This window comes from Dellaglioa sp. CoH-57-MRSF-20 (genome assembly GCF_056781955.1).
On sequence record NZ_JBXAXV010000006.1, the window covers coordinates 1 to 14144 of the forward strand.

Here is a 14144-nt window from a genome sequence, read left to right on the forward strand (position 1 = left end):
GAACACAGAAGTTAAGCTTCTTAGCGCCAAGAGTAGTTGGGGGTCGCCCCCTGCGAGGGTAGGACGTTGCCATGCTATTAAAAATAAAACAATAAAATTTTACGACCGTTGCTGAATATAAAAAAAGGTGTTGTCACAAAGTGACAACACCTTTTTTTATAGTTTTATTTCTCATTACAAAGGAAACACGGTTCCTAAAATCACTAAATCCGTAGGCATTACGTTTAATAATTTTCAATTTATTGTTAGTCCCTTCCTTCAAGTAGGCTATTAGAATAAGGATAGTTAATAGCGTTTTTCACATAGTCTTCATGTTAAATTAAAATGAGTAAACAATTTTTTTAAAAAATTGAATTCAAGTTTTATTAAATGCATGCATAAGTGCATTGTAAATGTGAAATTGATCGTAAACAACTATGGCGTTCGGGAATAACAAAGTTCTCGTAAACTTGGGATACGTATAGTTTATATAAGTAACGATTACTTTAACGTTTTCGCGTGCTTCTAAAATGAACCGGATAAAATACTTAGTCACTTGATAGATTGTTCTAGCAAAAATAGCAGATACTATAGAGCATTTTTTGTTACACTATTACTTAATAATGGATATAAAATTTTTCACATATTAGAAAGACGTTAAATGATAAAACAAGTAGTAAATGATGAGATATAAGTAAAAATTTGATTTGACTATTGATATATATACATTGTATAATGTGTAATGCATTAAAATACATATACTAGATTTATATCGGAGGAAGTCCATGAAAAATAAAGATACGGCCTTTTTTGGTCATCCTAGAGGATTATCAACACTATTTTTTACAGAAATGTGGGAGCGATTCAGTTATTACGGAATGCGAGCAATTCTTTTATACTATATGATTTCAGAAGTGGATGGGCTTGGTTATAATCAAGCTACAGCCATGTCAATTATGTCCATTTATGGATCATTAATTTATTTATCAGGTGTCATTGGAGGTTTCGTTAGTGATCGCCTTTGGGGTAGTAGAAAAACAGTGTTTATTGGTGGAATACTAATAATGCTAGGACATATTGTTCTTGCAACACCCTTTAAATCAGTTGCTTTATTCATATCTATCGCGTTAATCGTATTGGGAACAGGGTTGTTAAAACCTAATGTTTCTGAAATGGTTGGTGGATTATACAATAGTAAGGATCCAAGACGTGATTCTGGTTTCAGTATCTTTGTATCTGGGATTAATATTGGTGCTTTGATTGCACCGTTGCTAGTTGGATGGGTTGGTCAAGAATATAATTACCACGTTGGATTCTCATTAGCAGCTATTGGGATGTTTTTCGGCTTAGTTCAATATTACTTTGACGGAAGAAAATATTTAACAAAAGATAGTTTATATCCTAATGACCCTATTCAACCTAACGAATTATCAACTATTCTTAAAAAATCTTCAATCGGTGTTATAGCTTTAGCTTTAATTTTAGTTATCATGTTCCTATTTAAATCATTAAATATTACGAATGTCATTCTTTTAATCACAATTCTTGCAGTTATCATCCCTGTCTATTACTTTACAATGATGTTAACAAGTAAGAAAACAACAAAAATTGAACGATCAAGACTTACAGCGTATATTCCGTTATTTATTGCCAGTATCTTATTCTGGTCAATTGAAGAACAAGGTTCAGTTGTTTTAGCAATGTTTGCGTCAACTAGAACGCAGTTAAGTGCTTTTGGGTTCACTTTCCCAGCTAGTTTCTTTCAAAGTATGAATCCGTTATTCATATTAATCTATGTTCCAATATTTGCTTGGTTATGGGTTAAATTAGGATCGAAACAACCTAGTTCTCCAGCTAAATTTTCAATTGGTCTAGTATTTGCTGGAGCATCTTTCCTTTGGATGATGCTCCCTGGTGTTCTTTTTGGAACAGATACTAAAGTTGGCCCATTATGGTTAGTTGCAAGTTGGATGATGGTTATGCTTGGTGAAGTTTTGGTTTCTCCAGTTGGCTTATCAATTACTACTAAACTTGCACCAAAAAGTTTTCAATCTCAAATGATGAGTGTTTGGTTCTTGAGTGATGCTGTTGCTCAAGCATTGAATTCACAAATTGTTCGGTTATACACACCCGCTACTGAATCAATGTACTTTGCTGTAGTTGGTGGAATTACTGTTGCCTTTGGTATTATGTTGAGTTTCTTTATTCCAAGAATTCATAAATTAATGGAAGGCGTTAATTAAATAGATTTTTAATGAAAGATATGTTAATTTTAATTAACATATCTTTTTTTGGAGGGAAACATGACAATTATTGCAACTAGTAGTGATAATCACTTTGATATTAATAAAGTTGATGTGGATATAATTATTGATGAACAAGTAAATTATCTATTAGCGAAAAATATTGAGTATTATCTTATTACAGGAGATTTATTTAATGATTTTAATAAAACGATTGATTATATTATTAGACTGAAAAGAAAGTTAAATAATAAAATTGTTGTCTTATTTATTGCAGGTAACCATGACATGGTTAAAAATATAACATTTGATGAGCTAGAAAGTGTAGTGAATGATTCTTATCTCCATAATCAATATTTGGATATCTCCGGCACTGAATGGCGTATTATAGGTAATAATGGATGGTACGATTACAGTTACTCAAAACAGCTAAAACGGTCTGATAAAGAAATGCTACATTGGAAAACAAACTATTGGATCGATCGTAAAATTGTTCAACCAATGCCAGATGTCGAGAGATTTAAATTAAGTTTAAGACAAACTGAAAAATTATTGAGTGATGCGAAACAATTAAATAAAAAAATAATATTTATGACTCATTTTGTACCTAATGAATTGTATATTAAAATTAATAATGATAATCGTTTCTGGAACGTTGCAAACGGCATGTTAGGTAGTCAAAAGATGGGAGATCTGTTAGAATACTATAAAGTAGAAAAAGTTTTATTTGGGCACCTCCATATCAAACATGATCCTATTCAAATTAATGAAACGACGTATTATACGAAGCCAGTGGGATATGGGCGGAAAAAATATAACGAATGGACGAAAAATACGTTCTTCGATGAGTGGAAATTTACGTTACAAATAATTAATTTAAAATAATTGAAAAAAAAGCTTGATTTTTAATCCATTTATTTGTATGATAGTTAAGTCGGATAAAGCTGATATGGAAGAGTAGCGAAGAGGCTAAACGCGGCGGACTGTAAATCCGCTCCTTCGGGTTCGGTGGTTCGAATCCACTCTCTTCCACCATTATTTTATAATATTGGGTTATAGCCAAGCGGTAAGGCAACAGGTTTTGATCCTGTCATGCGATGGTTCGAATCCATCTAACCCAACTAGCTAAAAGCAGATACTTAGGTATCTGCTTTTTTGTTTTATTTGTTATTTTATTTTTTTTTGCGGTATGATGGAGATAGTAATTAAATATAATAATTGAAATGAGGAAACTATGAAAATTGGATTTATTGGAGCTGGTAATATGGCTCGAGCAATTATTGAAGGTTTAGTAGAAGCAGAATTTATCGCGCCAAAAGAAATTTTGGTACACAGTGCAAGAGAGTCCAGCTATGTACCTTATGCTGAAGCTAATGGCTTTACAGCGTTAGGTAGCAATGCTCAGGTGGTTAGTGAGGCTGACGTTGTTTTTCTTGCTGTTAAACCAATTGTCTTAGGTATGGTTTTAGCAGAAATTAAAGAGTCAGTGAAGGAATACAAACCTATGCTAATTTCTATTGTATCAGGTGTTTCAATCTCTGAAATTGAATTAGAATTAGATAATCATTCAGTTGGTATTTTAAGAACAATGCCAAATGTTAACGCAACGGTTTCCGAAAGTATGACTGCGTTAGTCGGTAATGATATTTTGACAGATAAACAAATGAAACAAGGTACTGATTTATTTGATACTATTGGTGAAACGATGGAGATTGCTGAACGCGATTTTAGCACGTTTGTTGCTCTTGCTGGTAGCTCACCAGCATTTATTTACTTATTTATTGATACGCTTGCACGTGCAGGCGTTAAATATGGCTTACCAAAAGATAAAGCAACTAAGATTGCTGCTCAAGCTGTACTAGGCAGTGCAAAAAAGGTCTTAGCTACTGATGAAGTGCCATGGAAATTAATTGATGAGGTTTCATCTCCGGGTGGCACAACTATTGCTGGATTGCTTGCAATGGAAGAGGCTGGATTTATGAATTCTATTATTAAAGCAGTTGATGCAACTGTGGCTAAAGACAAAAACTAAATTTGATATGACCTTGTTTTTTTGGTCTATACCGATTATACTAAGTTTATAAATTGAAGGGATGGCGGATAAGATGAGTATTGTTTTAAAACATGCAGTTATCTACACGGGTTCAGAAAAAATTGAAGATGCATATATTCGATTTGATAAACAAATTAGTGCAATGGGGCCAATGAGCGAATACAAAGCTTTAGCCTCTGATGAGGTTAGAGATGTAGAAGGGAAAATTATTGTTCCTGGATTTATTGACGTTCACAGCCATGGTGGATATAGTTTTGATGCTATGGATGGTGATTCTAAACAAATTAATGAAATGGTTACCGATATGATTCACGAAGGTGTTACGACTTATTTCGCAACGACAATGACCCAATCACATGAAAATATTGCTAATGCTATGGTTGGTATCAAAAAAGCCGCTGAAGTGAACCCTGTTATTCAAGGAATTCATCTTGAAGGACCATTTATTTCTCCTGTTTTTAAAGGCGCACAGCCTGAAAAATATATTGAGGCACCTGATACAAAGTTATTTGATAAATGGAATGAATTATCAGGACATATGATCAAATTAGTGACTTATGCACCGGAACATAAAACGTCACCTGAATTTGAAGAGTATTGTATCAAGAATGGTATCGTACCTTCAGTGGGCCATAGTAACGCTACTCGCGAAGAAATGAAACATTCTCGAGCAAGTCATGTCACTCATTTATACAATGCACAACGCGAATTTAAGCATCGTGAACCAGGTGTAACTGGACATGCATTTTTAGAGGATAATATTTATACAGAAATTATTGCTGATGGTTTTCATATTGTGCCAGATATGATTAAACTAGCCTATGATTTAAAAGGACCTAAACGTATTGAATTAATTACTGACTCGATGCGTGCTAAAGGAATGCCTGAAGGCTTAAGCGAACTTGGCGGGCAAAAAGTTATTGTTAAAGACAAACAAGCAAGATTAGAATCTGGTAATTTAGCAGGCTCTGTTTTACAATATCAAGATGCATTTAAAAATATTATGAAATTTACTGGTTGTGGTATCGAAGAAGCTGTATTGATGAGTTCTGTCAATCAAGCTAGGGAATTCAATTTAACATCAAAAGGTGCTATTGAAATCGGAAAAGATGCTGATATGAACTTATTTGATGCTAACATGCAACTAGAAAGCACATATAGCTTTGGACGTAAATTTTAATAAAAGGTTAGGAAGGTAATTGTTAATGGGATCTCCCATATATATTCAAATTCATAATGAAATGAAAAAAACAATTGAATCTGGTGAATGGGAAGTTGGCAATCGTATTCCGGCTGAACGTGAACTTGCTGTTGTATTTGGTGTCAGCAGAATGACGCTTAGACAGGCAATTCAAACCTTGGTAGATGAAGGTATTCTAGAACGTCATGTTGGTGATGGAACCTACGTTGCTCGTAAGAAGGTTCAAGAAAAGATGTCAGGTGTGACTAGTTTTACTGACCTAATGGCTGAACAGGGAAAAGTGGCTTCAAGTAAGACGATCACTTATCATGTTACAACGCCTTCATTAAGTGAAATTGAAAAGTTACAATTGATCGATGGCGAACTAGTCTTACGAATGGAACGAATTCGTTATGCTGATGGTTTACCGATTTGTTTTGAAGTTGCTACGGTTCCTAATAAATTAGTTGAGGGTTATAGTAAAACTGAAATTACGAGCTCTTTATATCGAACATTGGAAGAAAAAGCCAATTTAACATTGGGAGGGGCACAACAGACAGTGTCTGCTATGTCAGCTGCTGAAAGCATAGCGGATTATCTATCAATCAAGCGTGGTGAAGCGATTTTGAGGCTTCGTCAAGTTAGCTTTTTGAAAAATGGTGAACCTTTTGAATATGTTCGGACACAATATGTAGGGAATCGCTTTGAATTTTATCTAGAAAAATAAAGTTTAAGAAATTATTAATTGCTCTCTTTCAACCATATCAATGGATGAGATAGAGTAATTTTTTTTTTGAGAAATCTGTTCGATTGACATCAATTTGAGATAACGCTATATTATTTAAGAGCAAAAAATAAATTATCTGAAGGGGTTTTAAGATATGTATTTATTAGTTAATATTTTCGGTGTTGCCATTTTTATTTTAGTTGCATTTGCGTTTTCCAAGAAAAAGAGAGAAGTCAATTGGAAATCAATCGCAATTATGGTCGTTATTAATTTATTTTTAGCTTGGTTCTTAACAAAATTCTCATTAGGACGTGATCTTGTAGAAGGCGCGGCTAATGGGTTTAATTGGCTAATGCAGGCCGCATATCAAGGTATTCAATTTATGGTACCCGCTATGCCTAAAGTAACTGATATGGGATTTTTCATGAGTGTTCTATTACCAGTTATTATGATTGTGCCATTGTTTGATATTTTAACGTACATTGGCGTTCTTCCATTTATTATTAAGTGGATTGGCCGTGGGTTATCAAAAATTACAGGCCAACCAAAATTTGAATCATTTTTCTCAGTAGAAATGATGTTTTTGGGAAATACTGAAGCATTAGCTGTTTCAAGCCTTCAGTTGAAACTAATGAAATCAGAACGGAACTTAACTTTGGCAATGATGTCAATGAGCTGTGTGACGGCTTCAATCATTGGTGCTTATACAACAATGATGCCAGGTCAATATATCTTAACAGCTGTTCCAATTAATATTATTAATGCTATTATTATAACAAGTATTTTAAATCCAGTTGAAGTAACAGAAGAAGAAGATACTATTGCTGAAATGACAGGTAGTAACTCAAATGATTTAGAAACTTCTGAATCAGATAATAAAAGAGAACCCTTTTTCGCTTTCTTGGGTGATTCAATTTTGGGTGCTGGTAAGTTAGTCTTGATTATTGCAGCAAATGTTATTGCTTTCGTTGCTTTAGCAGCCTTGATTGATAATATTCTTGGATTAGTTAATCCAAATTTATCACTTGAAAATATTTTAGGTATTATTATGTTCCCATTTGCTTGGTTAATGGGATTCAATCCTTCAGATGCTTTCGAATTAGCACGTTACATGGGTACAAAATTAGTAACAAATGAATTTGTTGTTATGGGACAAGTATCAAGTACGATTAACTCATTTGCACCTCATTACAAAGCTGTTTTAACTGTTTTTGTTACATCGTTTGCAAACTTTTCAACAATTGGAATGATTATTGGTTGTTTCAAAGGAATTGTGGATAAAGAAAAAAATGATGTTATCGCAAGAAACGTTGGTTACATGCTATTATCTGGTATTCTAGTTTCATTATTATCAGCGGGTATGGTTGGCGTTTTCGTTTGGTAATATAACAATATGTAAAAAAGAACTAAGAAATTTTTAATTTCTTAGTTCTTTTTTTTATGTCCTCTAAATTTTTCTTTGTATATTAGTAATAAGTAACGTGGAATAGCTAGCATTCGAATAAAACGAGTCGGTTCTTGGAATAAACGATAAAGCCACTCAATATGATGATTTTGCCAAAATTGTGGCGCACGATTCACAGTACCCGCTAGAACGTCGAAACTACCACCAACACCCATCCAGATACTATCAGACACTTGGCGATTACGCTGAATAAATTCCTCCTGATTTGGAAAACCTGTTGCAACAAAAACAAAATCAGGCTGAGATATTTTAATGTTACTTACAATATCCTGATCATTTTTGAAATAACCATTATGAAATCCGACTAAATTAATGTTTGGATAATCAGACTTAATCGTTTTGGCAACTTTTTGGATGACCGTTTCGGCTGCACCAACTAGGTATATTGATTTTTGATGACTATTAGCCCATTTAAGCAGGCTCATTAAAGTATCATAGCCAGTGATTCGTTCGGGCATTGGAGTCCCTAAAATTGCTGCGCCTTTGATAATACCAATACCATCTGGTGTAACGTAGTCAGCTTGGTTAAGAATCTTTTTATAATCTGGGTGTTGTCGTGCAAATAGAACAATTTCTGGGTTGGCTGTCACGATAAATCGATTTAGATGAGCTATCGAATCAGTCGCTATCTGAGTTAAAAAAGCGTCATTAGTTGTATTAATAAATTCGATATCTAATATTTTTGTTTTTTTAAATTTATTTGGCATAATATGTCCTCACTTTTTAAACTTTGTCTCATTATAACAGAAGATAAATTTAAAATAAGTATTGAATATGACGGATTACGGAAAAAATGGTAAAATGTAGATTATAATTTGTGTGCTGGAAAAAATTCTAGTAGTGCATTCATTTTAAAGGAGAAACATCATGGTAAAAAATTACCCAGATGATAGCTATACGTTACATACGGACGTTTATCAGATTAATATGATCCAAACTTACTGGGAAAAAAATATTCATAATCAAAATGCTGTATTTGAAGTTTTCTTCAGAAATTTACCATTTTCTAATGGCTATGCGATTTTTGCAGGCTTAGAACGAGCTATTAATTATATTCAAAATTTAAAATTTTCAGAGACAGACATTGCGTATTTAAGAGAAGTGGCAGGATATCCAGATGATTTTCTTGCCTATTTAAAAGATTTTCATTTTCGTGGCACAATCAGGTCAGCTGTTGAAGGGGAAGTTGTTTTTAACGGCGAACCCATTGTCCAAATAGAAGGTCCTTTAGCAGACTGTCAATTAGTAGAAACGGCATTACTTAACATCATTAATTATCAAACATTGATTGCAACAAAATCAGCTCGTATCAAAGCTGTAGCCGGAGATGATGGTGTGTTAGAATTTGGTACAAGACGAGCACAAGAATTTGATGCAGCTATTTGGGGAACACGTGCAGCTTATATTGGTGGATTTGATGCAACTAGTAATGTCCGAGCAGGTAAAATATTTGGTATTCCTATCAGTGGAACGCATGCGCATTCATTAGTTCAAGCATACAGAGATGACTATGATGCTTTTATGGCTTACGGAACAACGCATCGTGATTGTGTCTTTTTAGTTGATACATACGATACGTTAAAAAGTGGTGTGCCAAGTGCAATTAAAGTTGCTAAAGAGTTAGGTGATAAGATTAATTTTGCCGGCGTACGAATTGATAGTGGGGATATGGCTTACATTTCGAAACGCGTTCGTGAACAATTAGATGAAGCTGGATTTACAGAAGCTAAAATTTATGCCTCAAATGACTTAGATGAAAAAACAATTACTAATTTAAAAATGCAAGGAGCTAAAATTGACGTCTGGGGCGTTGGAACTAAACTAATAACTGCCTATGATCAACCCGCCTTAGGTGCAGTTTATAAATTAGTAGCCATTGAAGGTGGCGATGGTAAAATGGTTGATACAATTAAACTCAGTAATAATGCAGAAAAAGTATCAACACCAGGTAAGAAACAAGTATGGCGTATTACTAATAAAGTTGATGGTAAAACTGAAGGAGATTACATTGCACTATCGGATGAGGAACCTCAGAAACAAGACTCACTTTATATGTTCCATCAGCAGTATACCTATATTAATAAGTTGGTAACTAACTATAATGCACGACCAATTTTACAAGATATATTTGTTGAAGGTGAACTGGTTTATAATCAGCCAGAATTGGATGCTATTAGAGAGTATTCAAGAATTCAGTTAGATGGGTTATGGGAAGAATATAAACGTGAATTAAATCCACAAGATTACCCTGTCGATTTATCACAAAAAGCTTATGATAATAAGATGGCTATCATCCAAAAAATTAGAAATAATATGAATAATATTAAATAAGGGGTGTTAATCTTGACTGACTTACAAAAGAAAATTATTGAAACTTTGAAAGTGAAATCAAGTGTAAATATTGCAGAAGAAATTCGTATGAGTATTGATTTTATGAAAGCTTATTTATTGAAACATCCATTTTTAAAATCTTTAGTTTTAGGAATTTCTGGTGGACAAGATTCAACACTTGCTGGGTATTTAGCACAACAGGCTATTCGTGAGTTACGTGAAGAAACCGGTGATAGCAATTATCAATTTATTGCAGTTCGACTACCATACGGCAATCAATCCGATGAATCTGATGCATTAGATGCTATAAAATTTATGCAGGCAGATCAAGTGGTTCGTGTAGACATTAAAGGTGCTACCGATGAAATGGTAATAAGCTTAATGGCAAACAATCTTGAAATTTCTGATTTTAATAAAGGTAATATCAAAGCTCGTCAGCGCATGATTGCTCAATATGGGATTGCCGGGGCAAAGTCAGGTGCGGTTGTGGGAACTGACCATGCTGCAGAAGCAATTACTGGATTTTATACTAAATATGGTGACGGAGGTGCTGATATTACACCACTTTGGCGTTTGAATAAGCGCCAAGGTAGAGAGATGTTAGCTTCGTTAAATGCGCCGGAACATCTGTATTTAAAAGTACCAACAGCCGATTTGGAAGAAGACCGTCCAGCGCTACCTGATGAAGTTGCCTTAGGAGTTACTTACGATAATATTGATGATTATCTTGAAGGAAAGGTAGTTTCAAAAGAAATTAGTGATAAAATTGAAAATTGGTATTTAAAGACAGAACACAAACGACATCTGCCAATTACTGTTTATGATTCTTTTTGGAAGTAAATAGTTGCGTAAGCTGTTTCATTTCAGTTATAATTAAAGAAATCATAGGGGAGTAACTGGCGGTTATCCGCGGCAATGTCACCAACAAGAAAGTTCTTTTTCTGGTATTGCCTTAAATAGTGAGACTTATGTATGTTTAAAGTTCTGCAACATACATAGGTCTTTTTTTGTATTTTGTGAAACTATTATAAGGAGGATTACTATGACAAAAAGGATTTACGCACAATCAGTTGACGAAGTTTTAGCAGGCCAAAAGACAGATTTGGCAGGGTTAACAACCCAAGAGGTTAAAGAAAGAACAGACAAGTATGGATTGAATCAGTTGTCAGAAGGTAAACGTAAAACAATATTACAAAAATTCTTTGATCAGTTTAAAGATTTCATGATAATCGTTTTAATTGTGGCTGCGTTAATTGCGGCATCATCAGGTGAAGTTGTGGACGCAATTATCATCATGTTAGTTGTTGTTTTAAACGCTGTATTCGGTGTTTTTCAAGAATCTAAGGCTGAAGAGGCAATTAATGCGTTAAAAGAAATGTCGACACCTAACGCAAATGTAAAACGAAATGGGCAAATTGAAACTGTAAAAAGTGAAAATTTAGTACCTGGAGATATTGTTTTACTTGAAGCAGGGGATGTTATTCCAGCAGATTTACGTTTAACACAGATTGCTTCTCTTAAAATTGAAGAATCTGCTTTAACTGGTGAATCAGTACCTGTTGATAAAAGTTTAAATTTATTAAATGATGAAGATGCTGGTATTGGCGATCGCCATAATATGGCGTTTATGAATAGTAATGTAACTTATGGGCGTGGTGAAGGAATCGTTGTTGGAACAGGGATGAACACTGAAGTTGGACGTATTGCAGGAATGCTCAATTCTGCCGATGAAATGAAAACACCACTACAAGATAATCTTAACCAATTAGGTAAAACATTAACTATTTTAATATTAATTATTGCTGTTATTGTTTTCTTCGTTGGTCTACAAAATGGAGATAATAGTGTCATTGATATGTTGTTAATTGCGATTTCATTAGCTGTAGCTGCAATTCCAGAAGGATTACCAGCTATTGTTACAATTATTTTAGCACTTGGAACACAAAAGATGGCAAAAAGAAATGCGATTGTTAGAAAATTACCAGCAGTTGAAACACTTGGTAGTACTGACATTATTGCATCAGATAAGACGGGTACATTAACGTTAAATCAAATGACTGTTGAAAAAATATTTATAAATAATGAGTTATTAGATGCCGATAAGGTGGAAACAAATTTAGAAAGTCCACTATACCAGGTGATGTCTTTCAGTAATGACACAAAACAAACATCTGAGGGCAATTTAATTGGTGACCCAACAGAGACGGCTCTAATTCAATATCATTTAGATCATGGATTAGATGTGGATGCATTATTAAGCAGTGAACCTCGAGTTGCTGAAGTTCCATTTGATTCAGAACGTAAATTGATGTCAACAATTCAAAAAAATGAGGATAAATCTTTTTTTGTTGCTGTTAAGGGTGCTCCCGATCAACTATTAAAACGGGTAACACGTTATATTGAAAATGGCGAAATTAAACCGATAACTGATGCACAGCTAGATTATATTATGACTAATAATCATGATATGGCAACGCAAGCATTACGCGTGTTAGCATTCGCGTATCGTGAAATGCCTGCAATTCCAGCGGTATTAGATTCAGAAACTGTGGAAAATGATTTGATTTTTGCTGGATTAGTTGGAATGATTGATCCAGAGCGACCAGAAGCTGCTGCTGCAGTTAGCGAAGCTAAGAAAGCCGGGATCCGTCCTTTGATGATTACAGGCGATCATCGCGATACTGCCGAAGCTATTGCAGTTCGATTAGGAATTGTTGAAGCTGGACAACATGAAGCAATTATTTCTGGTTCTGAATTAGATGATTTATCAGACTCAGAATTTGAAAATAAGGTTGAACAATATTCTGTATATGCAAGGGTATCGCCTGAACATAAAGTGCGAATTGTTAAAGCATGGCAGAAAAAGAATCAAGTGGTTGCTATGACTGGTGATGGTGTGAACGATGCGCCAGCTTTGAAATCGGCTGATATTGGAATTGGGATGGGTATTACAGGAACTGAAGTATCTAAAGGTGCTTCAGATATGGTTCTCGCTGATGATAATTTTGCGACAATTGTTTTTGCTGTTAAGGAAGGACGAAAAGTCTTTTCTAATATTCAAAAATCAATTCAATATTTACTTTCTGCAAACTTAGGTGAAGTATTAACCTTGTTTGTTATGACAATGATGGGTTGGAGTATTTTGGCACCAGTCCATATTTTGTGGATTAACTTGGTAACAGATACATTTCCCGCAATTGCACTTGGTGTAGAACCTGCTGAAAAAGGATTGATGGATCAAAAACCACGTGGACGTAAATCAAACTTCTTCTCTGGTGGTGTGATGCCAAGTATTATTTATCAAGGTATCTTAGAAGGGGCTATAACATTATTTGTTTATTGGTTGGCTTTAACGTATCCTGTTCATATGGGTGATAAATTAATTCATGCAGATGCTTTAACAATGGCTTTTGCAACATTAGGATTAATTCAGTTATTCCATGCATTCAATGTTAAATCAATCCATGGGTCAATCTTCAACCGTAATATCTTTAAAAATGTGACGTTTAATTGGTCAATTTTGGCATCATTTGCGTTGCTCGCAGCAACTATTTTAATCCCCGGATTAAATAAAATGTTCCATGTTAGCCATTTAGATATGTATCAATGGGGTATTGTTTTAGCGGGATCATTCTCAATTATTGTGATTGTTGAAATTGTGAAGCTTGGCCAACGATTATTCAGAAAAAATAAATAAAAGGAAGTTTATATCTTGAAAAAAAGAGTTAATGTAAATTATTATATCAATGCGTTAAATGATGTTGCGCAAGCAACTGAAGAAATGGGTAATTCTTTAAATGATCATTACGAAGTAATGGAAAAAGCCATTACTGCAGGTGACTTTTCTATTGTTTCAGATGATGAATTCACAACTACTAAAGAAAAATTTGTTGAAGGTACAGCAAGTTACCAAGAAAATTTAAGCAAATTAGATGATTTACAAGTACCCATTCCTGTTTTGGGAAAACATAAAAAATTAATTAGTGGTTATCGTACTTTTGTTGAAGGTTGCGATGAGATGACAAGTAGTATTAATGTTGAGAAACATCTTGTCGAGGTTGATGCATTTAAAGCTTCAGAAGAAAAACAAGATAAAGGAATGACGCAAACAACTGATATGATGCAACGTATCATGCAACAAATTTTAGGTTAAATTTAATTAAAGA

The 14144-nt window shown here is 34.1% G+C and carries 13 protein-coding genes and 2 tRNA genes; 12 read left to right on the forward strand and 3 right to left on the reverse strand.

Annotated features, from left to right (window positions below):
- Positions 1 to 133: 133 nt before the first annotated feature.
- Positions 134 to 262 (reverse strand): transposase, encoded by a 129-nt coding sequence (locus AC1RPN_RS06525; RefSeq protein WP_481761864.1) that lies wholly within the window; start codon positions 260 to 262, stop codon positions 134 to 136.
- 93 nt (positions 263 to 355) lie between these two features.
- On the reverse strand, positions 356 to 571 hold the full coding sequence (locus AC1RPN_RS06530; protein WP_481761913.1) for a transposase: 216 nt from the start codon (positions 569 to 571) through the stop codon (positions 356 to 358).
- A gap of 193 nt (positions 572 to 764) precedes the next feature.
- Here AC1RPN_RS06530 and AC1RPN_RS06535 point away from each other — a divergent pair, with 193 nt between their 5' ends.
- The 8 genes from AC1RPN_RS06535 to AC1RPN_RS06570 all read left to right on the forward strand — a co-directional run bounded on the left by AC1RPN_RS06535 (position 765) and on the right by AC1RPN_RS06570 (position 7566).
- A complete protein-coding gene (locus tag AC1RPN_RS06535) occupies positions 765 to 2222 on the forward strand; it encodes a peptide MFS transporter (protein ID WP_481761865.1) in 1458 nt (485 codons plus the stop codon).
- Positions 2223 to 2282: 60 nt separating this feature from the next.
- Complete coding sequence (locus AC1RPN_RS06540; protein WP_481761866.1) at positions 2283 to 3107, forward strand: metallophosphoesterase; 825 nt, start codon at positions 2283 to 2285, stop codon at positions 3105 to 3107.
- 66 nt (positions 3108 to 3173) lie between these two features.
- Positions 3174 to 3257 (forward strand) — tRNA-Tyr (locus AC1RPN_RS06545).
- A 14-nt stretch (positions 3258 to 3271) separates the two neighbouring features.
- Positions 3272 to 3343: transfer RNA gene (locus AC1RPN_RS06550), tRNA-Gln, on the forward strand.
- 113 nt (positions 3344 to 3456) lie between these two features.
- Positions 3457 to 4254 carry a pyrroline-5-carboxylate reductase gene (gene proC, locus AC1RPN_RS06555; RefSeq protein WP_481761867.1) on the forward strand — a complete coding sequence of 266 codons (798 nt, stop codon included), beginning with the start codon at positions 3457 to 3459 and terminating at the stop codon, positions 4252 to 4254.
- Positions 4255 to 4327: 73 nt separating this feature from the next.
- A complete protein-coding gene (nagA, locus tag AC1RPN_RS06560; RefSeq protein WP_481761914.1) occupies positions 4328 to 5455 on the forward strand; it encodes an N-acetylglucosamine-6-phosphate deacetylase in 1128 nt (375 codons plus the stop codon).
- A 25-nt stretch (positions 5456 to 5480) separates the two neighbouring features.
- Entirely contained in the window at positions 5481 to 6182 is a 702-nt protein-coding gene (locus AC1RPN_RS06565; RefSeq protein ID WP_481761868.1) for a GntR family transcriptional regulator, read from the forward strand.
- A gap of 154 nt (positions 6183 to 6336) precedes the next feature.
- Positions 6337 to 7566: a NupC/NupG family nucleoside CNT transporter gene (locus tag AC1RPN_RS06570; protein WP_481761869.1), complete on the forward strand. Its 1230-nt coding sequence runs from the start codon at positions 6337 to 6339 to the stop codon at positions 7564 to 7566.
- Positions 7567 to 7607: 41 nt separating this feature from the next.
- On the opposite strand, the gene AC1RPN_RS06575 is transcribed toward AC1RPN_RS06570, so the two are convergent.
- Positions 7608 to 8354 (reverse strand): WecB/TagA/CpsF family glycosyltransferase, encoded by a 747-nt coding sequence (locus tag AC1RPN_RS06575; RefSeq protein ID WP_481761870.1) that lies wholly within the window; start codon positions 8352 to 8354, stop codon positions 7608 to 7610.
- A gap of 160 nt (positions 8355 to 8514) precedes the next feature.
- Between AC1RPN_RS06575 and AC1RPN_RS06580 the strand changes: the two genes are divergently transcribed.
- From AC1RPN_RS06580 to AC1RPN_RS06595, 4 genes are all read left to right on the forward strand, one after another.
- The gene (locus tag AC1RPN_RS06580) at positions 8515 to 9978 is read left to right on the forward strand and encodes a nicotinate phosphoribosyltransferase (protein WP_481761871.1); all 1464 of its coding nucleotides are present in this window, start codon (positions 8515 to 8517) and stop codon (positions 9976 to 9978) included.
- A gap of 12 nt (positions 9979 to 9990) precedes the next feature.
- A complete protein-coding gene (nadE, locus tag AC1RPN_RS06585; RefSeq protein ID WP_481761872.1) occupies positions 9991 to 10818 on the forward strand; it encodes an ammonia-dependent NAD(+) synthetase in 828 nt (275 codons plus the stop codon).
- A gap of 202 nt (positions 10819 to 11020) precedes the next feature.
- Entirely contained in the window at positions 11021 to 13675 is a 2655-nt protein-coding gene (locus AC1RPN_RS06590; RefSeq protein ID WP_481761873.1) for a cation-translocating P-type ATPase, read from the forward strand.
- A 15-nt stretch (positions 13676 to 13690) separates the two neighbouring features.
- Positions 13691 to 14131 (forward strand): hypothetical protein, encoded by a 441-nt coding sequence (locus AC1RPN_RS06595; protein ID WP_481761874.1) that lies wholly within the window; start codon positions 13691 to 13693, stop codon positions 14129 to 14131.
- Positions 14132 to 14144: the final 13 nt, after the last annotated feature.

Coding starts and splice junctions, on each gene's coding strand:
- AC1RPN_RS06535 (WP_481761865.1), top strand. CDS start 765: ATGAAAAATAAAGATACGGCCTTTTTTGGTCATCCTAGAGGATTATCA.
- AC1RPN_RS06540 (WP_481761866.1), top strand. CDS start 2,283: ATGACAATTATTGCAACTAGTAGTGATAATCACTTTGATATTAATAAA.
- proC (WP_481761867.1), top strand. CDS start 3,457: ATGAAAATTGGATTTATTGGAGCTGGTAATATGGCTCGAGCAATTATT.
- nagA (WP_481761914.1), top strand. CDS start 4,328: ATGAGTATTGTTTTAAAACATGCAGTTATCTACACGGGTTCAGAAAAA.
- AC1RPN_RS06565 (WP_481761868.1), top strand. CDS start 5,481: ATGGGATCTCCCATATATATTCAAATTCATAATGAAATGAAAAAAACA.
- AC1RPN_RS06570 (WP_481761869.1), top strand. CDS start 6,337: ATGTATTTATTAGTTAATATTTTCGGTGTTGCCATTTTTATTTTAGTT.
- AC1RPN_RS06575 (WP_481761870.1), bottom strand. CDS start 8,354: ATGCCAAATAAATTTAAAAAAACAAAAATATTAGATATCGAATTTATT.
- AC1RPN_RS06580 (WP_481761871.1), top strand. CDS start 8,515: ATGGTAAAAAATTACCCAGATGATAGCTATACGTTACATACGGACGTT.
- AC1RPN_RS06590 (WP_481761873.1), top strand. CDS start 11,021: ATGACAAAAAGGATTTACGCACAATCAGTTGACGAAGTTTTAGCAGGC.